This window comes from Pseudomonas sp. D1-1 (assembly GCF_051132225.1).
Classification (GTDB): domain Bacteria; phylum Pseudomonadota; class Gammaproteobacteria; order Pseudomonadales; family Pseudomonadaceae; genus Aquipseudomonas.
The window spans coordinates 1,688,587-1,707,932 of the sequence record NZ_CP071676.1; the positions used below are offsets into that span (position 1 = coordinate 1,688,587).

Annotated in this window: 19 protein-coding genes; 13 read left to right on the top strand and 6 right to left on the bottom strand. The window is 62.2% G+C overall.

The window, feature by feature from the left end; translation table 11 throughout:
- Nucleotides 1-106 precede the first annotated feature (106 nt).
- The 4 genes from J3P86_RS07620 (at nucleotide 107) to J3P86_RS07635 (ending at nucleotide 3,908) form a co-directional block, all read left to right on the top strand.
- Nucleotides 107-583, top strand: a complete 477-nt coding sequence (locus J3P86_RS07620) for a PaaI family thioesterase (protein ID WP_434699824.1) — start codon at nucleotides 107-109, stop codon at nucleotides 581-583.
- Nucleotides 580-1,041, top strand: coding sequence for a PaaI family thioesterase (locus J3P86_RS07625; RefSeq protein ID WP_434625232.1), 462 nt, complete (start codon nucleotides 580-582; stop codon nucleotides 1,039-1,041). The genes J3P86_RS07620 and J3P86_RS07625 overlap by 4 nt, the downstream gene beginning before the upstream one ends.
- An 87-nt stretch (nucleotides 1,042-1,128) precedes the next feature.
- Complete coding sequence (gene htpG / locus J3P86_RS07630; RefSeq protein WP_434625230.1) at nucleotides 1,129-3,033, top strand: molecular chaperone HtpG; 1,905 nt, start codon at nucleotides 1,129-1,131, stop codon at nucleotides 3,031-3,033.
- A gap of 146 nt (nucleotides 3,034-3,179) precedes the next feature.
- Nucleotides 3,180-3,908, top strand: coding sequence for a dienelactone hydrolase family protein (locus J3P86_RS07635; protein WP_434625228.1), 729 nt, complete (start codon nucleotides 3,180-3,182; stop codon nucleotides 3,906-3,908).
- A 142-nt stretch (nucleotides 3,909-4,050) separates the two neighbouring features.
- Here the strand turns inward: J3P86_RS07635 and J3P86_RS07640 are convergent, their stop codons facing one another.
- Nucleotides 4,051-4,911 carry a pirin family protein gene (locus J3P86_RS07640; RefSeq protein WP_434699825.1) on the bottom strand — a complete coding sequence of 287 codons (861 nt, stop codon included), beginning with the start codon at nucleotides 4,909-4,911 and terminating at the stop codon, nucleotides 4,051-4,053.
- A gap of 118 nt (nucleotides 4,912-5,029) precedes the next feature.
- Here J3P86_RS07640 and J3P86_RS07645 point away from each other — a divergent pair, with 118 nt between their 5' ends.
- On the top strand, nucleotides 5,030-6,046 hold the full coding sequence (locus J3P86_RS07645; protein WP_434700610.1) for an amidohydrolase family protein: 1,017 nt from the start codon (nucleotides 5,030-5,032) through the stop codon (nucleotides 6,044-6,046).
- A 226-nt stretch (nucleotides 6,047-6,272) separates the two neighbouring features.
- Nucleotides 6,273-6,737 carry a DUF3859 domain-containing protein gene (locus tag J3P86_RS07650; RefSeq protein WP_018610122.1) on the top strand — a complete coding sequence of 155 codons (465 nt, stop codon included), beginning with the start codon at nucleotides 6,273-6,275 and terminating at the stop codon, nucleotides 6,735-6,737.
- A gap of 204 nt (nucleotides 6,738-6,941) precedes the next feature.
- Here the strand turns inward: J3P86_RS07650 and fabB are convergent, their stop codons facing one another.
- The 5 genes from fabB to J3P86_RS07675 all read right to left on the bottom strand — a co-directional run bounded on the left by fabB (nucleotide 6,942) and on the right by J3P86_RS07675 (nucleotide 13,929).
- Entirely contained in the window at nucleotides 6,942-8,162 is a 1,221-nt protein-coding gene (gene fabB / locus J3P86_RS07655) for a beta-ketoacyl-ACP synthase I (protein ID WP_434569400.1), read from the bottom strand.
- Nucleotides 8,163-8,173: 11 nt separating this feature from the next.
- Complete coding sequence (gene fabA / locus J3P86_RS07660; protein ID WP_030138344.1) at nucleotides 8,174-8,689, bottom strand: 3-hydroxyacyl-[acyl-carrier-protein] dehydratase FabA; 516 nt, start codon at nucleotides 8,687-8,689, stop codon at nucleotides 8,174-8,176.
- A 249-nt stretch (nucleotides 8,690-8,938) separates the two neighbouring features.
- Complete coding sequence (locus J3P86_RS07665; protein WP_434569399.1) at nucleotides 8,939-10,840, bottom strand: ATP-binding protein; 1,902 nt, start codon at nucleotides 10,838-10,840, stop codon at nucleotides 8,939-8,941.
- Nucleotides 10,837-11,769 (bottom strand): ABC transporter substrate-binding protein, encoded by a 933-nt coding sequence (locus tag J3P86_RS07670; RefSeq protein WP_305496092.1) that lies wholly within the window; start codon nucleotides 11,767-11,769, stop codon nucleotides 10,837-10,839. The genes J3P86_RS07665 and J3P86_RS07670 overlap by 4 nt, the downstream gene beginning before the upstream one ends.
- Nucleotides 11,770-13,929 carry a TonB-dependent receptor plug domain-containing protein gene (locus J3P86_RS07675; RefSeq protein ID WP_434699826.1) on the bottom strand — a complete coding sequence of 720 codons (2,160 nt, stop codon included), beginning with the start codon at nucleotides 13,927-13,929 and terminating at the stop codon, nucleotides 11,770-11,772. It abuts the gene before it with no gap.
- A gap of 164 nt (nucleotides 13,930-14,093) precedes the next feature.
- On the opposite strand from J3P86_RS07675, the gene J3P86_RS07680 reads away from it, so the two are divergent.
- From J3P86_RS07680 to J3P86_RS07710, 7 genes are all read left to right on the top strand, one after another.
- Nucleotides 14,094-15,119: an NAD(P)H-dependent glycerol-3-phosphate dehydrogenase gene (locus J3P86_RS07680; RefSeq protein WP_434625219.1), complete on the top strand. Its 1,026-nt coding sequence runs from the start codon at nucleotides 14,094-14,096 to the stop codon at nucleotides 15,117-15,119.
- Nucleotides 15,120-15,149: 30 nt separating this feature from the next.
- Nucleotides 15,150-15,497: a DUF4389 domain-containing protein gene (locus J3P86_RS07685; protein WP_434569395.1), complete on the top strand. Its 348-nt coding sequence runs from the start codon at nucleotides 15,150-15,152 to the stop codon at nucleotides 15,495-15,497.
- On the top strand, nucleotides 15,494-15,946 hold the full coding sequence (gene sixA, locus J3P86_RS07690) for a phosphohistidine phosphatase SixA (protein ID WP_434569394.1): 453 nt from the start codon (nucleotides 15,494-15,496) through the stop codon (nucleotides 15,944-15,946). The genes J3P86_RS07685 and sixA overlap by 4 nt, the downstream gene beginning before the upstream one ends.
- 50 nt (nucleotides 15,947-15,996) lie before the next feature.
- Entirely contained in the window at nucleotides 15,997-16,440 is a 444-nt protein-coding gene (locus J3P86_RS07695) for a hotdog fold thioesterase (protein WP_434699827.1), read from the top strand.
- A 291-nt stretch (nucleotides 16,441-16,731) separates the two neighbouring features.
- Nucleotides 16,732-17,526 (top strand): alpha/beta fold hydrolase, encoded by a 795-nt coding sequence (locus J3P86_RS07700; RefSeq protein WP_434569392.1) that lies wholly within the window; start codon nucleotides 16,732-16,734, stop codon nucleotides 17,524-17,526.
- Nucleotides 17,523-18,374: an alpha/beta hydrolase gene (locus J3P86_RS07705; protein ID WP_434699829.1), complete on the top strand. Its 852-nt coding sequence runs from the start codon at nucleotides 17,523-17,525 to the stop codon at nucleotides 18,372-18,374. The genes J3P86_RS07700 and J3P86_RS07705 overlap by 4 nt, the downstream gene beginning before the upstream one ends.
- Before the next feature lie 147 nt (nucleotides 18,375-18,521).
- Nucleotides 18,522-19,328, top strand: a complete 807-nt coding sequence (locus tag J3P86_RS07710; RefSeq protein ID WP_434699831.1) for a DUF4892 domain-containing protein — start codon at nucleotides 18,522-18,524, stop codon at nucleotides 19,326-19,328.
- Nucleotides 19,329-19,346: the final 18 nt, after the last annotated feature.

A 19,346-nucleotide genomic window follows, 5' to 3' on the forward strand; every position in this document is an offset into this window, starting at 1 on the left:
GGGTTAAGTTCCTCTTTTGCTCTAGATATATAACTTTGCAGCGCAGCGGAACTTTATGGCCCACGGTGGTTGTTGGGCTTCTTCATACACAAGGGCATTAACACAAATGGCTGAGGATTCCGTTTTTGAGCGTGCGACACGCTTCTTATCCGCGCTAAGGCATTGCCAGGTGCTGGGTCTGACATTGCACAGCGCCAATTCCGAAGGTTTGACCGTGATGTTGCCCTACAGCCCATCTATCGTTGGTAATCCGCTGACAGGCATCGTCCATGGCGGAGCGCTGACCACGCTGATGGATACCGCTTGCGGCATGTCGACCTTGTGCGTGCTGCCGCAATTCGAGGTCTGCCCGACCCTGGATCTGCGCATCGATTACATGCACGCGGCCATGCCTGATAAAGCCATCTATGGTTTCGCACAGTGCTATAGGGTCACGCCGGACGTGATTTTCAGCCGGGGTTTTGCCTACCAGGATGATCCCGGGCAACCCATCGCCCATGTGGTGGGCACTTTCATGCGCCTGGGCGATAGCGCTCGGGGAATGGGAAAGGGTGGCCTGACGGCTGCGGCGCAAAAGCCATGAGCGATATCACCGAGGAACAACTGCGCCAGGCCTGCGAGCATGGCGACTACGCGCTGCTGCTGGCCTCGATCCCCTATGCGCGCCTCATCGGCGTCGAATGTTCTCGTCAGGGCGACGAGTTGCTGTTTTGCCTGCCGGCCAACAAGGACAACATTGGTAACCCTTTACTGCCCGCGATCCATGGCGGGGTGATTGCCGGTTTCATGGAGCTGTCGGCCGCCGTTCATCTGCTGATTGCGACCCGTGCGACCGGGGTGCCGAAGATCATCGATTTTTCCCTGGATTACCTGCGCGCCGGGCAGTTTCGTGACACCTATGCCCGGTGTCAGGTCTGGCGCCAGGGCCGGCGCGTGGCCAATGTGGCGATCACCGCCTGGCAGGAATCCGAAGCCGAACCGATTGCCACGGCTAGGGCCCATTTCAAGATCCCTGCACCCTCCAGGCCGACCGCCCCTTGAAATCATCACCGGTGCCCCCACCTTGTGGACATCCCGCCGCCAATCTCAGCGAGGCGGACACCACTATCCACTTGGAGTTTGATGACCATGAGCGTGGAAACTCAAAAGGAAACCCTGGGCTTCCAGACCGAGGTGAAGCAGCTGCTGCACCTGATGATTCACTCGCTGTATTCGAATAAGGAAATTTTTCTTCGCGAGCTGATCTCGAACGCCTCTGACGCAGTCGACAAATTACGTTTCGAAGCGCTGTCCAAGCCAGAACTGCTGGAAGGCGGCGCGGAGCTGAAAATCCGTGTGAGCTTCGACAAGGACGCGAAAACCGTCACGCTCGAAGACAACGGCATCGGCATGAGCCGCGACGAGGTGATCACGCACCTGGGCACCATCGCCAAGTCCGGCACCGCCGATTTCATGAAAAACCTGTCGGGCGACCAGAAGAAGGATTCCCATCTGATCGGTCAGTTCGGCGTCGGTTTTTATTCCGCGTTCATCGTTGCCGATCAGGTCGAAGTGTTCAGCCGCCGTGCCGGCCTCGCAGCGAGCGAAGGCGTGCACTGGTCCTCCAAGGGCGAAGGCGAATTTGAAGTCGCGACCATCGACAAGGCTGAGCGCGGTACCCGCATCGTCTTGCACCTGAAGTCCGGTGAAGAAGAGTTCGCCGATGGCTGGCGCCTGCGCAACATCATCAAGAAATATTCTGACCATATCGCGCTGCCGATCGAGTTGCCGAAGGAAGTCACCGCTGCCGAAGGCGAAGAAAAACCTGAAGTGGAATGGGAAACCGTCAACCGCGCCAGTGCCCTGTGGACCCGTCCTCGTACCGAGATCAAGGACGAGGAATACCAGGAGTTCTACAAGCACATCGCCCACGACTACGAGAACCCGCTGAGCTGGAGCCATAACAAGGTCGAAGGCAAGCTGGAATACAGCTCGCTGCTGTACGTGCCGACCCGTGCGCCATTCGACCTGTACCAGCGCGAAGCACCACGCGGGCTGAAGTTGTACGTGCAGCGCGTGTTCGTGATGGACCAGGCCGAATCGTTCCTGCCGCTGTACCTGCGCTTCATCAAGGGTGTGGTGGACTCCAATGACCTGTCGCTGAACGTTTCGCGGGAAATCCTGCAGAAAGATCCGATCATCGACTCCATGAAGTCGGCGCTGACCAAGCGCGTCCTCGACATGCTGGAAAAGCTGGCAAAGAGCGAGCCTGAGCAATACAAGAGCTTCTGGAAGAACTTCGGCCAGGTGATGAAAGAAGGCCCGGCCGAAGATTTCGCTAACAAAGAGAAGATCGCCGGCCTGCTGCGTTTTGCCTCGACCCAGAGTGACGACGGCGAGCAGAGCGTCAGCCTGGCCGATTACCTGGCCCGCGCCAAGGAAGGCCAGGACAAGATCTACTACCTGACCGGCGAAACTTATGCGCAGGTCAAGAACAGCCCGCACCTGGAAGTCTTCCGCAAGAAAGGCATCGAAGTGCTGCTGCTGACCGACCGCATCGACGAGTGGCTGATGAGCTACCTCAACGAGTTCGACGGCAAGAGCTTCGTCGATGTGGCCCGTGGCGACCTCGACCTTGGCAACCTGGATTCGGAAGAAGACAAGAAAGCCGCCGAAGAAGTCGCCAAGAGCAAGGAAGGCCTGGTCGAGCGGATCAAGACTGCGTTGGGCGATGCCGTCAGCGAAGTGCGTGTCTCGCACCGCCTGACCGACTCCCCGGCCATCCTGGCCATCGGCGAGCAGGACCTCGGCCTGCAGATGCGCCAGATCCTTGAGGCCAGCGGCCAGAAGGTTCCGGATTCCAAGCCGATCTTCGAATTCAACCCGGCTCACCCGCTGGTGGAAAAACTCGACAACGAGCAGAGCGAAGAGCGTTTTGGCGACCTCTCGCACATCCTGTTCGACCAGGCGGCCCTGGCGGCCGGCGACAGCCTGAAGGACCCGGCGGCCTATGTCCGGCGTTTGAACAAGCTGCTGGTTGAGCTGTCAGCTTGATCTGACGTAAGAAAGTCCCCTGTGGGAGCGAGCTTGCTCGCGATGACGGTAGACCAGTCAACGCATCTGTTGAATGTCGGACCGAAATCGCGAGCAAGCTCGCTCCCACAAGGGCTTCTTGAATGTTTCATCAAGAGGAGTCCGTCATGAGTCAGGTTACGGTTCGTTCACTGGTGTATCAGATCGATGGGCAAAGCTATGAAGGTCGCCTGGCCTTCGACGTCAACCAGCAGGGCCCGCGTCCGGGGTTGCTGATGGCGCCGAACTGGATGGGCGTGGGGGCGGGGGCCGAGGACATTGCCAGGTTGGTGGCCGCCAACGGCTACGTGGTGCTGATCGCCGACCTGTACGGGCAGACGCTGCGCCCGAGCAACGCCGACGAGGCGGGAGCGGCAATGATGCCGCTCAAGAACGACCGGGCCTTGTTGCGCAAGCGCATGCAGGTAGCGCTGGAGCAATTGCAGAACCAGGGCGAAGCGCAGGTCGACACGGCGAAACTGGCCACGTTCGGCTTCTGCTTCGGTGGTTGCTGTTCACTGGAGCTGGCTCGCAGCGGCGCACCGCTCAAGGCTGCGATCTCGTTCCACGGGACCCTGGATACGCCGAACCCGGCCGATGCGCAGAATATCCAGGGCGCCGTCCTGGTGATGCATGGCGCTTCCGATCCGCTGGTGCCGAAAGAACAGTTGCCGGCTTTCGAGGAGGAGATGAACGCCGCCGGGGTGGACTGGCAATTGCTGAGTTATGGCGGCGCGGTGCATTCCTTCACCGATCCACAGGCCAATGTGCCGGGCAAGATGATGTACAACGCCAAGGTCGCCGGGCGGGCGTTCCGGTCGATGCATAATTTGCTGGATGAGGTGTTCAAGGGCTGATTGCCCTGGCTTCTGTCATATTGCTTTCGCGAGCAGGCTCGCTCCCACATTGAACCGAGTTGTACGCGAGACCTGCGAACCGCGCCGATCCAGTGTGGGAGCGAGCCTGCTCGCGATGGCTGCATATGAGACACCCCTGAAATCAGGGCAATTCGATCCGCTCGCTTTCCCCCGGCACAGTCGGCCAGTCCCCGGCCGCCCAGCGCCGGCGGGCTTCATCGATACGGGCCGGGTCGCTGGCGACGAAATTCCAGTTCATCCGCCGTGGCCCGTCCAGCGGTGCCCCGCCGAACAGCACGGCATGGCAGTCGCTGCTGGCGAACAGGGCCATTTCTTCTCCGGCCGGCAGGATGACCAGCGAGTGAGGCTCCAGCGGCTCACCGTCCAGTTGCGCCTCGCCGCTCAATACATACAGTGCACGCTCTTCATGTTCGGTGGGAATCAGCAATGTCGTCGCGGTTTGCAGGTTCAGTTCGGCATACAACGTAGGCGAGAGCACCGGTACTGGCGACTCCAGGCAAAAGCCTGACCCGGCAATCATGCGGATGCTGACGCCCAGGTTCTCGGAGACCGGCAGGGTCGGTGCCGGATGATGGCTGTAGTGCCCGGGCCCCTGCTCATGAGGCTGGGGCGAGGCCAGCCAGACTTGCAGGCCATGCATGACAAAAGCGCTGGCCAGCAACGATTGCGGAGTGCGCTCGACATGGGCGATCGCGCTGCCCGCCGTCATCCAGCTGACATCCCCGGCATCCACTACCTGGTCGGAACCCAGGCTGTCCTTGTGCTGGAGTTTCCCTTCGAACAGGTAGGTGAGGGTGGATAACCCGATGTGCGGGTGCTGGCGGATGTTCATGCCTTTGCCTGCCGGGTAGGTGGTTTGCAACATATGGTCGAAAAACACGAAAGGCCCGACGCTGCGGCATTTGGCGGACGGCAGCGGGCGAAGAATCGGCTGGCCCTCCACGTCTTCTGCGCGGGGACGAACGATCAGGGGAGCGGTCATGATGTCTTCCAGGTTGAACGACGAATGCGCAAAGCATAACCCGAGGCTACAGCGGACGGCAGCGCTGGCTGAACCCAGGCGGGACGGATGGGTCTATGCTGCTTATGGCTTTCGGAGACTGCCTGTGCCTTTGACCCGTTTGATCTTCATTTGGCTGCTGGCTGTTTCGAGCACCGGCGCTGTGTCTCGCGAATACACCTACAGTGATGCGCACCTGCACTACGTCGATTTCTTCCAGGAAACGGCCGGCATGCCCAAGTTGCTCAAGGCCATGGCGGACAATCGCATCGAGCATGTGATGATCTCCGGCGTGCCGGTGGCCAAGAAATGGCATGAAGACGAACCCAAGCGCCCGCGCTATTACGCCGGTGACGATGCCGACGCCTATTGGTACAGCGCCACCGATGTGATTGTGGCCGCCGCGGTAAACAAACTGCCCGCCGAACAGCGGCAGTACTTCCATCCGTTCCTGTCCGGCTTCAATCCCAATGACAAGAACTCCGACGCTCATATCCAGCGCATGCTCGACCTGTATCCGGGGCTGTGGCAAGGCATCGGCGAAGTCTTCACTCGCCATGATGACCTGACGGCGCTGACCTCCGGCGACACACCGCGCGCCAACAACGAAGCGATGACGCGGATCTATCACCTCGCGGCGGAAAATGACCTGCCGGTGATGCTGCATTCCAACATCACCTCCAAGCGTGAGAAAAATCCGCTGTACCTGGCGGAGGTCGAAGAGCCGTTGCGCAATCATCCCCATACGCGATTCATCTGGGCCCATGCCGGCACCAGCATGGAAATCCATCGGCACCAGACTCGGCTGGATTTCCTGTTGCCCACCCTGACGCGGATGCTTGAGTCTTATCCCAATCTGTTCATCGACCTGTCCTGGAGCATGCTCACGCCCTATTTGCTCGACGAGGCGGGTAAGCCCCGCGAGGAATGGGTAAAACTGGTGGAGCGCTTCCCGGAGCGCTTCATGCTCGGGTCTGATGTGGTCGGACGCTTCAACAAGCTGGGCAAGGAGCTGCACAGCTTCGACCCGTTCCTTGATGCCTTGCCGGAAGATGTCGCGAGGAAAGTGGCGCGGGATAACTTCCTTTCGGTATTGCCCCGTACCGCCCCACGCTGAGATCGCTTTTTGTGGCGAGGGGATTTATCCCCGCTGGGTCGCGAAGCGGCCCTAAGGTCCGGATCCCGATGCATCAGGCCTATCATATTCGTCAGTTTTGGGCCTGCTGCGCAGTCCAGCGGGGATAAATCCCCTCGCCACAAGAGAATGGGAGTGCATTGGCTTTGTCATCAGGCTGTCACTCCCGCGTCATACCCTCGCGCTCATCTCAATCAAGGAGCGCACTATGCATCTCACCCGTTCAAGCGCACTGGTCGCGCTGTTGTTGACCTGCGGCCTGGCACAGGCCGAAGTCCGTGTCGAAGGTCCGGTGGAATACGGTGTCTTCGAAGGGCCGCAAGCCGAATTGCAATCGGGCGAGCGGGTCTTGCGGCGCAGCAATGAGCAGATCCGCCAGACCGAGAGCGTACCGGCAAAGCTGGGCACCAAATTTGGCATGCGCTACCAGTTGGCCGGCAAGGTCGCGGATGACCAGCCGTTGACCCTGTTGTATTTCACCCCGGGCATCCGTACCCCCGATGGCGTGCGCCATGACAAATTCGAAGTCATTCAGAAGCTGGTGCCTGGCGCGCCGCAGGATGTGATGGCCTACGAATTCACCGAAAGCCACGAAGTGGTGCCGGGGGAGTGGCGATTCATGGTGTTCCAGGGGGATCGTTTGCTGACGCAGCAGCGGTTTGTCGTGCGCTAAATTTAATCCACCACAAGCCAGCTTGTGGGAGCGAGCTTGCTCGCGATAGCGGTGGATCAACAAAATCGATACTGACTGATCTGGCGCCATCGCGAGCAAGCTCGCTCCCACAGGGGAGCTCCATCAGAGATTTTGTGTTGTGAGCAGACAAAAAAACGCCCCGAACCAGTCGGGGCGTTTTTGTGTGCGGCGTAGCAGCGGGGCTTACTGGCCCTGCCAGCGCTTCATCACCAGGGTGGCGTTGGTGCCACCGAAGCCGAAGCTGTTGCTCATCACGGTGTTGATGGTGGCATTTTCGCGAGTCTTGGTCAGGATTGGCAGGTCGGCCACTTCCGGGTCCAGCTCGTCGATGTTGGCCGAACCGGCCATGAAGTTGCCTTCCATCATCAGCATGCAGTAGATCGCTTCGTGAACGCCGGCGGCGCCCAGGGAGTGACCCGACAGGCTCTTGGTGGAACTGATGGCCGGGGCCTTGTCGCCGAACACTTCACGTACGCCTTTCATCTCCGCGACGTCGCCGACCGGAGTCGAGGTGCCGTGGGTGTTCAGGTAGTCGATTGGCGTATCGACGGTGGACATGGCCATCTGCATGCAGCGCACGGCACCTTCGCCGCTTGGCGCGACCATGTCGTAGCCGTCGGAAGTGGCGCCGTAGCCGACGATTTCCGCATAGATTTTCGCGCCACGGGCGAGGGCGTGTTCCAGCTCCTCGACCACGACCATGCCGCCACCGCCGGCGATGACAAAACCGTCACGGTCGGCATCGTAGGCACGGGAAGCTGTCTGCGGGGAGTCGTTACGCTTGCTGGACAAGGCGCCCATCGCGTCGAACAGGAACGACTGGCTCCAATGTTCTTCTTCGCCGCCGCCGGCGAAGACGATGTCCTGCTTGCCCATCTGGATCTGCTCGACCGCGGTGCCAATGCAGTGGGCACTGGTGGCGCAGGCGGAGGAGATCGAGTAGTTCAGGCCCTTGATCTTGAATGGCGTGGCCAGGCAGGCCGACACGGTGCTGCCCATGGTCCGCGTGACGCGGTACGGGCCGACACGCTTGACGCCTTTTTCGCGCAGGATGTCCAGCGCTTCCATCTGATTCAGGGTCGACGCGCCACCGGAACCGGCGATCAGGCCGGTGCGCACGTTGGAAACCTGCTCGTCGGTCAGGCCGGAGTCAGCGATGGCGTCCTTCATGGCCAGGTAGGCATAAGCTGCCGCGTGGCCGACGAAACGGTAGATCTTGCGATCGATCAGCTCTTCGAGATTGAGGTCAATGGAGCCGGAAACCTGGCTACGCAGACCCATTTCGGCGTATTCCGGGTTGTACCGGATGCCAGGGCGACTTGCACGCAGGTTAGCGGAGACGGTCTCTTTGTCATTGCCCAGGCACGAAACGATGCCCAGACCAGTGATAACGACGCGGCGCATGCGGATAACCCTTAGAAGTTGTCAGTGGAGGTGAAAACGCCGACCCGAAGGCCTTCGGCGGTGTAGATCTCGCGACCGTCGACAGCCACCGAACCATCGGCGATGGCCATGTTCAGCTTGCCCTTGAGGACGCGTTTGATATGAATGTTATAGGTAATCTTCTTCGCGGTCGGGAGCACCTGACCGAAGAACTTCACCTCGCCCGAACCCAGGGCGCGACCGCGACCCGGCAGGCCCTGCCAGCCAAGGAAGAAGCCGACCAGTTGCCACATGGCATCCAGGCCCAGGCAGCCCGGCATCACCGGGTCACCTTCGAAATGGCAGGCGAAGAACCACAGGTCCGGAGTGATATCCAGCTCGGCGACCAATTCACCTTTGCCGTACTTGCCACCCTCGTCGCTGATATGGGTGATGCGATCCACCATCAGCATGTTCGGGGCGGGCAGTTGCGCGTTACCTGGGCCGAACAGCTCACCGCGACTGCAGCGCAGCAGATCTTCCCGAGTAAAGGCGTTTTGTTTGGTCATGCGAGCTCCTCAATAGTCCCATGCGGCAGGGTGGGGCAAATCTTCCCGGCCGATCGAAGCGTTCATGCCTCGAGTCGGCAGCCTACTCATAGACTATTGCGTTGTAGTGAAAGTCACAGCACACGGGAAAATGAATGTACACCTGTGCACTGAAATTGTTATTCGTTTCCCGATCGAGACTTGTCCGGGTGCTTAAGACTGCCGCACTTTCGCCTTTCACGCCAGTCACAGATGGTCCGGGGCCCCGGATCAACGTACCCAGCGCTGCAAAATCTGCTGCAGGTCAATTCTTTTGAATGGCTTGGCCAGGTAATCGTTCATGCCTGCGGCCAGGCAGGCTTCACGGTCGCCCTGCAACGCGTTGGCCGTCAGGGCGATGATGGGCACCTCGGCGCAGCCTGGCAACTGACGGATCTGTCGCGTGGCTTCGTAGCCGTCGATCACCGGAAGCCGGCAGTCCATCAGGATCACTTCGAAAATCAGGCTTTCGGCGCTGCGCACGGCCTGGGCGCCATCGGTGGCGACGCTGACCGTGAAGCCCAGGCTGCGCAGCATGGCTTCGATCACGGTCTGGTTGACCGGATTGTCTTCCACCAGCAAGACGTTGCGGCCCTCGCCATCATTGCCGCCACCGGGCGCGCGCGGGGCCAGGGTCGGTGGGGACTGCCGGGACAGCGCGAGCGGGATTTCCAGGGTGAACACCGAACCTTGGCCTTCCACGCTCTGGGCCCGCAGTGTGCCGCCCATGCGTTCGGCCAGGGTGCGCGCGATCGGCAGGCCCAGGCCCGTGCCGCCATAGCGCCGGGAAATCGAACTGTCGGCCTGCTGGAACGCATCGAACATGCGCTCCAGGCTGTCGGCCGGGATGCCGATCCCACTGTCGCGTACCGTGCAGGTGAACCACAGCAGTTCGTGATCCAGCGCCTGCCACTGGCATTGCACGGTGACGCGCCCCTGGTCGGTGAACTTCAGTGCGTTGCCGATCAGGTTGACCAGGATCTGGCGGATCCGCGTCGGGTCGCCTTGCACTTGCAGGGCCCGCATGTCGTCGGGGATCAGCAGGTCCAGGCCCAGCTTGCGTTGCGCGGCGCTGTGCTGGAACGACTGGGCGCAGCTGCCGACCAGTTCCGCCAGGTTGAAAGCGATATGTTCAAGTTCCAGGGCCGAACGTTCGATGCGCGAGAAGTCGAGAATGTCGTTGATCACCTTCAGCAGGTGCTCGGTGGATTCCGAAGCCAGCGCGGTGTACTCGTGCTGCTCGTCGGTCATCTGGGTGGTTTCCAGCAACTGCAACATGCCCAGGACGCCATTCATGGGCGTGCGCAGTTCATGGCTCATCATGGCCAGGAATTCCGATTTGGCGCTGTTGGCCTTTTCCGCTTCCTCGCGGGTCTGGATCAACTGCGCCATGGCTTGCTGCTGTTCGCGGCTGGCCTGCTCGAGGCCGTCGGCCAGATTGTTGATGTGCCGCGACAGAGCGCCCAGTTCGCCGTCGTCGACGATCGGCAAAGGGGTGCTGTAGTCGCCTTGCTGGATCGCCTTGACCGCATTGCCGATGTCGCGGATCGGCTGTGACAGGCTGGCGGCCAGTCGGCGCGCCACCAGGAAGGTAAAGAGCAGGGCGAACAACGCCAGGATCGCGGCCTTGAGCAGGATCTCCTGCTGGCGCTCGCTGAAGGCATCACTGGACATGCCGACGATCACGCGGCCCAGGTAGTCTTCGCCGGGCGCCTCGGTGGACGGGCTGGTGCCTTGCAGGAAGTCATTGTTCAGCGCAATGCGTTGCAGGCGAACCGGAGCCTGGAACACCTCCACCTGCCGCGAGTGGTTGCGCGTCTGCGCCGGTTGCTCGACGTACACGAGGATCCGCTCCGTGCGGTCCTGGACTTCCAGGAAGCGCACATGAGGAGTGGCCAGGGTGGCGGTGAGCAAACTTTCCAGCACCTCGTTGTTGCCGGAAATCACCCCGTATTCCGCAGCCGGAGCCAGTTGGTTGGCGATCAGTTGCCCGGTGTGGTTGAGCTCCTGGCGCAAGTCCTGGATTCGCACGAAGGTAAAGAAGCTGATCAACAGCACGGTCAGCAACAATGCCGGGCCGAGGGCAATGAGCTGGGTGCGGGTATTGATATCCCAACGTCGACGCAAGGTCATGGGCGGTGTTCTCCTTCTGCCAACTGCGCAGCGACGGCTTCGGCATCAATCGGTTCAATGCCCAGCGAGCGGGCGACCTGCTGGTTACTCATGACTTTGAAACGGACCGGATACAGCGTGCGCGGCCAGCTGGCGGTGGGACGGTCGAGCAATTCGTCGAGGATCGCCAGCCAGTCGTCCTGGTCGCTGTAGGTGCTGGCCAGGCTGCCGGCCCTGACAAACGCGGCGCTTGGCCCGATCAGCGCGCGTTGCCGGGCGTAGCTACTGAGCAGCAGGTTTTTCACGGTCTTGGGGTTGTAGAGGTCGGGGTCATCGAGGCCCAGCAGTACGTCGCTGCGGCCCAGCAGGTTCTGCAAGGGACGGTTGTCGCTGCTGTCGTCCCAGCGTTCGCTGACGATTTCCAGGCCCAGCGGCCTGGCTGCCTGCTGGATGTCCTTGAGCAGGAATTCGCTGTGCCGGTCGAACAGCACGCCGACCCGCCGCACTTGCGGCAGCACCCTGCGGATCAGTTGCAGTTGCCGCGCCATGGGCGGATCGCTCCACAGCAGGCTCAGACGCTCAGGCGTTGCCTCGCCCAGGCGTTCGTATGCCTGCAAGCGACTGATGCGCAGGACCAGCGTGGCCGGGCCGTGGTTTTTTTGCAGGCGCCAGTCGAGGCTTGGCGGATCAAGCAGGACCAGGCGCACATCGCCGGGCAGACGGTCCGGCGACGGCAGGCTGGCCAATGGCGCGAACCGCACGTTGTCTTGCGGGCGTCGGGCTTGCAGGGCCTGGGTGAACGATTGCACGCCGGGGCTATCCTGGGCGCCGGTCAAGAGAATCTCGGCGGCCCGGGCATCGAGGGTCGTCAGCAGACTGACAAACGCCAGGCACAGGAGTAGCGGCAGGCGGCCGCGGAGGGGCGTCTTGCGCGGTTGGTCCGCAGACATCTAGAACGACAGCTCCGCGCTGAAATACAGGACGTGACGGGCGTCGTAGCGATTGTCGGCGAATGTGGTCGGCTGGTTATCGAGGCGCTGCTGCACGATACCCGCCAGCTCCAGGCTGGCCTTGCCCAGGGGGATCCGCTTGGCGACGCGGGTATCGACCCGCTCGTAGCGGTAGCCATTGAGATCGTCGGCCCCGTAATAGAAAACCGCGCTGTTCCAGCCCTGGCCCCAGTCGTGCAGCCATCCCGCCGAGCCGCTGTTGCGGGCGGTCAGTTGTTCGTCGAGAGGATTGCTGGCCTGGGCATCGACGTAGGCATAGGTCAGGCGCAGGCGATCGGCGCTGGTCAGGCGCCAGTCGAGCTGGGTCTCGGCACCGTCGAACTGCGAGTCGTTGGCATTGCTGGCGATGTACTGGTTGTTGCGCAGCGGTTCGCTGATCATGCCGGTGATTTCGTCATGGAACAGCTTCACATCCACCGTCAGGCCCAGGTCCATGAAATAACCGTTGTAGCCCAGCTCTCGCGAGCGCATGTGCTCCTGCTCGAGGTTCCCCGGGCCGCGCGTGCGGACGAAATAGCGCGCGCTGTCCTGGCCGAACGCGGCGGGCCGCAGGTTGGTGACCTGGTAGCTCCAGTTGACGTTGTTCTCGAACATGTCTGGCGAGCGCACCGCTTCGGAGTACACCGCCCGAAGCCCGTGTCGCGGGTTGATCAGGTAATTGACCGCGACTCGCGGGGTCAGTGAGCTGCCGGTCAGGCGGGTGTCCTCGAACATCGCCCCACCCTGCAGCAGCCAATGCTCGCTGGCGCGCCATTCGAGTTGGCCGAACAGACGCCAGGTGGTGTCGTCCAGCGTGCCGTTGAAGTACGTCTCGGAGTCGGCCCGGTCGTAGCGATAATTCGCCCCGGTGACCAGGCGCAGGCTATCGGACAGGCTCAGGGTGTCCTGGATTTCCAGGTCGTAACGTGACTCCCGGGCGCTCTGGTCGATGTCGCCGCACAGGGTTCGCGAGGCACCGTTGCGCCATTGATCGATCACCTGGTTGGCCAGCGCCTGCTCCTGGGCCGTGCCGGCAGGTGCCCCTGTGCCAAGGAAGCTTGGAATATTGCGCGCCAGCTTCTCGGCGTAATTCGGGTTGAGCTGCCAGAGGTCGGTCAATTGCGGGCTGAAGGACACCTCGGCATCGCAGGCGCGCCAGGTCTGCTGGCGATCCCAATGCTGGATCGAGCCCTGTACGTAGAGACTGTGGTTGGGGTCCAGGTCGAGGTTCCAGCGCAACGAACCGGCGTAGTCCTTGGCGATGACATCGGAGTTGTCCCCGGCCGCGGTTATCCCGGCGAAAACCGGGCGATAGGTATAGGGCCGCTGGTTGCTGCCCTCTTTGGCGCTCAGTTGCCAATCGATGCTCTGCCATTCGTCCAGGGCCTGGCTGACGGAAAGGTTGATGCGATTCAGGCGCCGACTGTCGCGGTAGTCCGCGCCGTTGCGGTCACTGTCGAAACCGTCGTCTTCCTGGCCGGACAAGGACAGGCGCATATCGCCATTTTCCCAACCGCTGCCCTGGCTGGCGTACCAGTCGCTGATGCCACGCTGGCCCCGGGTCATTTTCAAGCGGGTGCCGTGGCTACCCGCCGGGGCGCGGGTGATGATATTGACGACTGCCATCAGCGCGTTGGCGCCGTAGCTGACGGTGTTGGGGCCGCGGAAGACTTCGATCCGGTCGATGTCTTCCATGGCGACCGGAATGTCACTCCAGTCCACCGTGGCGAGGCCGGCGCGGTACACCGAGCGGCCGTCGATCAGCACTTGCATGCGTCGCGCTTCGCTGGCGTTGGTGCCGTGGTAGTTCACCGTGGCCTGGTTGCCGCTGAGGTTGCCGACCATCATGCCCGGCACCAGGCGCAACAGTTCGCTGATGTCCCGGGCACCGCTGGCCTTGATCAACTCGCTGTCAAGCACGGTCATGCTGCCCGGCACCGCCGCCGGCGACTGTTTCAGGCGCGTGGCGGTAAGTACCTGGGGCAGGGGCTGGTGGTCCACGAACAGATCATCGGCCACCACGGAGGGGCTGATGACCAGCGCCAACAGCAGTGATGAACCTGGACGGGAAGGGCCAACGAACACGGCACAGCCTTTGATTGAAGGAGGGATGGCGGGCATGTTAACCGAGCCGTGCGACTTTTCCATTCACGTTGGCAGCATTTTCCTCGCAATTGATTGTCAGCTTGCTACTGCCATCGGTAATTGCTGACGGGGCTGGTCGCGGTTCGGCTGCTCCGTATAATGCCGGGCATTGCCACTTGGTATGGAAGAGCGGATTGCATATGACTGAACAGCGCCCGATCGCGGTCCTGGGAGGCGGGAGTTTCGGCACCGCCGTGGCTAACCTGCTGGCGGAGAACGGCCACGCGGTGCGCCAGTGGATGCGTGACCCGGAGCAGGCCGAGGCCATCCGGCTCAACCGGGAGAATCCGCGTTACCTCAAAGGCATCAAGGTTCGCCCTGAAGTGGAGCCGGTCACCGATTTGCAGGCCACGCTCGAGGGCAGCGATCTGTTTTTCGTTGCCTTGCCTTCCAGCGCCCTGCGCTCGGTGCTGGCGTCCCACGCCGAACGCCTGAGCGGCAAGTTGCTGGTGAGCCTGACCAAAGGCATCGAGGCGCAGACCTTCAAGCTGATGAGCGAGATTCTTGAGGAAATCGCCCCCAAGGCGCGCATCGGCGTGATTTCCGGGCCGAACCTGGCGCGGGAAATCGCCGAGCATGCGCTGACCGCCACCGTGGTCGCCAGTGAAGACGAGGAGCTTTGCCAGCGGGTCCAGGCCGCCCTTCATGGCCGAACCTTCCGGGTCTATGCCAGCGCCGATCGTTTCGGCGTGGAGCTGGGCGGGGCGCTGAAGAACGTCTACGCGATCATCGCCGGCATGGCGGTCGCGCTGGGCATGGGCGAAAACACCAAGAGCATGCTGATCACCCGGGCGCTGGCGGAGATGACCCGTTTTGCCGTCAGCCAGGGTGCCAACCCGATGACATTCCTCGGGCTGGCCGGGGTGGGCGACCTGATTGTCACCTGCTCTTCGCCCAAGAGTCGCAACTACCAGGTCGGCTTCGCCCTTGGCCAGGGCCTGAGCCTGGACGAGGCCGTGTCGCGCCTGGGCGAAGTGGCCGAAGGGGTCAATACCCTCAAGGTCCTCAAGGCCAAGTCCCAGGAGACCGGGGTGTATATGCCGCTGGTCGCGGGACTGCACGCCATTCTGTTTGAAGGGCGCACGCTGGAGCAGGTCATCGAACTGTTGATGCGTGGCGAACCGAAGACCGATGTCGATTTCATTTCCACCAGCGGTTTCAACTGATTCCGTATCGACCGCAAGCAGGAGCGAACCATGAACGATCCGAAAGGGCAGCCCCAATACGAATCCATCCTGCTGCGTGTGCTGTGGATGGTGATCTATCTGCTGGTCTGGCAGGTGGCGCAATTCATCCTCGGCGCCGTGGTGCTGGTGCAATTGGTTTATCGACTGATCTACGGCGCACCCAGCGCCAGCCTGATGAATTTTGGCGACAGCCTGAGCCAGTTCCTCGCGCAGATCGGCCGCTTCGGCACTTTCCACAGCGACCAGAAACCCTGGCCCTTCGCTGACTGGCCGACCCCGCGGACACCGGAAGGCGAAGCGCCTCACACCGTGGCGCCAGCGCCGCACCCGGTCCGTGACGAGGAGCCGAAACTATGAAACTGTGGGTATTGCGTCACGGTGAAGCAGAGCCGCACGGGGCTCGTCCGGACCCTGAGCGGGTATTGACGGTCCATGGCCGCGAAGAGGTGCTGCGCAGCGCCGGGCAGTTGATGGCTGAGCCGTTGCGGGCCATTTATGCCAGTCCCTACGTGCGTGCCCAGCAGACCGCGCAACTGGTGCGTGAAGCCCTGGGGTTCGAGCCAGAGTTGATCACGGTCGACTGGCTCACCCCGGAGACCCGGCCGGCCGATGTGTTGAAACATCTGGAGGACCAGGACGACGTACTGCTGGTCAGCCACAACCCGCTGGTGGGCAGCCTGTTGGGCTTGTTGCAGCACGGCCACCTGCAGCAACCTGAACAGGTGCAAACGGCCGGTCTGGCAGAGCTGGAAGGCGACCTGCCGCTGGCCGGCTCGATGAAACTCAAGAGCCTCAGGCATCCCTGAGAAACCGCTTCCGGGCGGGCAAAACAAAAAAATCACGAAGGAAGGGCACGATGAGTCTTTGGCGCACCACCCCCAACATCGAACAACTGAACGCCGCCGGTAAAAATACCATCAGCGAAGTGCTGGACATCCGTTTCGAATCCTTCGATGAAGAATCCCTGACCGCGAGCATGGTGGTCGATCACCGCACCCACCAACCGTTCGGGTTGCTGCACGGCGGCGCTTCGGTGGTGCTGGCCGAAACGGTCGGGTCCATGGCCGCCTACCTGTGCGTGGACACCAGCAAGTTCTATTGCGTCGGCCTGGAAATCAACGCCAACCACCTGCGCGGTGTGCGCAGCGGGCGGGTCACCGCGACGGCTCGCGTGGTTCACCTGGGCCGCACCACGCAGGTCTGGGATATTCGCCTGGTCAATGATGATGGCAAGGTCAACTGTGTATCGCGCCTGACCATGGCGGTGGTGCCGCTGGGCGAGCAGCCGCCGGCGCGTTGATTGCCCGCGACGCTGGAGCAGGCTTTTGTGGTGAGGGGATTTATCCCCGCTGGGATGCGAAGCAGCCCCAAAATCAGGCAACTCGGTGTACCAGGCTAATCGAGTCGGCAAACCTGCGGGCGCTTCGCACCCCGGCGGGGATAAATCCCCTCGCCACAGGTTTCGCTGCTCACTCGGCTTGCAGTGCCATATCCCAACCCCGACTGTCATCATTCCTGTCAGTTACGGTCATTGCCGGGCTATCGGGTTCTGCGGACAATCGGTGGCAGTTCTCGCAACGGATCGGCCAACATGTCGCAACAGGTGTTTTTCGCCCACGCCAATGGTTTCCCCTCGGCTACCTACGGCAAGCTGTTCGCCGCGCTGGCGCCGCAATATGAGGTCGCGCACCTCGAACTGCACGGTCACGACCCACGGTTTCCGGTGGACGACAACTGGAACAACCTGGTGGACGAGCTAATTCATCACCTGGAGCAGCAACCGGAACCGGTGTGGGGCGTCGGCCATTCCCTGGGCGGTGTGTTGCACTTGCATGCGGCGTTGCGTTGCCCTCGGTTGTATCGCGGCGTGGTCATGCTCGATTCCCCGGTGCTGACCCGCGCCGACCGATGGCTGATCCTGGCCGCCAAGCGCATGGGGTTCATTGATCGCCTGACCCCGGCCGGGCGGACCCTGGGACGGCGCGAGGAATTCAGCGACCTGGCGTCGGCGCGGGCCTATTTTGCCGGCAAAACGCTGTTTCGCGGTTTCGACCCGGAATGCTTTGAAGCTTATCTGCAACATGGCTTGCAACCTGTCGGTGACCGGTTGCGGCTGCGCTTCGACCCGGCCACGGAGATCAGCATCTACCGTGGCGTGCCCCATACCCGCCCCGCGAGGGCTGGAACACTCCAGGTTCCGCTGGCGGTAGTACGGGGCCGGCAGAGTCGCGTGGTGATGCGTCATCACACGCGTGTGGTGGGGCGCATGCCGCAGGGTGAATCCCTGACCATGCCCGGTGGCCACATGTTTCCCCTCGAATATCCCCAGGACACGGCCAACCTGCTCAAGGACCTGCTCCAGCGCTGGCAAGGGCCTGACGCATGAACGCCGTCGAAGAGGTTCGCCTGAGCTTGCCCCATATCGAACTCGCCGCCCACCTGTTCGGACCGGAGGATGGCCGGCCGGTGATCGCGCTGCATGGCTGGCTGGACAACGCCAACAGCTTCGCCCGGCTCGCCCCACGGCTGGAGGGTGTGCGGGTGATTGCCCTGGACATGGCCGGCCACGGTCATTCCGGACACCGCCCGCCCGGGGCCGGCTACGCCCTGTGGGACTACGCCCATGATGTGCTGCAAGTGGCCGAGCGATTGGGCTTGAAACGTTTCGCGCTGTTGGGGCACTCCATGGGCGCCATCGTTTCGCTGGTGCTGGCCGGCTCCCTGCCGGAGCGGATCACGCACCTGGGCCTGATCGACGGCGTGATTCCGCCTACAGCCAAGGGCGACAATGCGGCGGAGCGGCTGGGCATGGCCCTGCAGGCGCAGCTGGATTTGCAGGAAAAGCGCAAACCGGTCTACACAACCCTCGACCGAGCCATCGAAGCGCGCATGAAAGGGCTGGTGGCGGTCAGTCGCGAGGCCGCCGAGTTGCTCGCCCAGCGCGGTCTGATGCCAGTGTCGGGCGGCTATACCTGGCGCACCGACAACCGCCTGACCTTGCCATCGCCACTGCGCCTGACCGATGAACAGGCCATGGCGTTCGTGGCCCGAGTCGCCTGTCCAGCGCACCTGGTGGTGGCAGCTGACGGCATGCTGGCCCAGCATCCGGAGTTGCTGGAACGTCTACCCTTCAGTCATGAGCGGTTGCCTGGCGGTCATCATTTGCACCTGAACGATGAGGTCGGTGCGGCTCTTGTAGCAGACTGTTTCAATCGGTTCTTCAGCGTTTCTTGACTTGCGCCGGGCAACTGTCGAGGCTTGGCGGGTGGAAAGGGAGCCAACCATGACAGAAAACCGTACATTCGCCTTGCTGCGCATCAGCATTAAAAGACGCCTTCGCGTCGCGCGGGTCCAGGCACAGTCGATCCGATGAAACTATCCATGTATTCATTCGCCCTGCTGGCGCTGGCCGCTTTCGGTCCGGCCGCCCTGGCCGCCGATGTGCCCGGCAGCCAGGACCTGGCGCGCGTGCCGCGGATGCCCGACGCGCAAATCGTCGATTACAAGCAAACCAGCGACCTTGAGCGTATCTACCCGATGGGCTCGATCCGCAGGATCAGCGGCCAGCTGCGCTTCGATGGGCAGGTCGACGCCCGCGGCAACGTCACGTCGGTCACCTATGAATTACCGCCGGAGCACACCGCCACCCAGGCTTTTACCGCTGCTCGCGAAGCACTGCAGAAGCAGGACGCCGAGCTGCTTTTCTGGTGCCAGGCGCGTGATTGCGGTGAGAGCAGCCTGTGGGCCAACCAGGTGTTTGGCAATGCCAAGCTCTATGGTGCCGACAGCGGCCAGGCCTATCTGCTGTTGCGCCTGGCGCCGCCGGCGGACAACACGCTGATCGCGCTGTATGCCATCACCCGCGGCAACCGCAAGGCCTACCTGCACGTCGAACAGTTCGAAGCGAACGCTCCCCTGGGGGATCTGCTGCCGACATCTGCGACGTTGCTGCGCCAGCTCAAGGACACCGGCGTGCTGGATCTGCCGCGTCTTGCCGGCGAGCCGGACGACGCCTGGCTGCGCTTGCTCTCCCGGGCGCTGAACCTGGACACCGGCCTTCGGGTCAGCATCGCCGGCCCGCAGGCCGAGGTGTGGCGCCAGGCCCTCATTGGCCAGGGTGTGCGGGCCGCGCGCATGGAGACGGCCAGCGATGAGGCGAAGGGTCTGCACCTTGAACTGTTGCGATAAGCTGTTTCAGGGATGCAC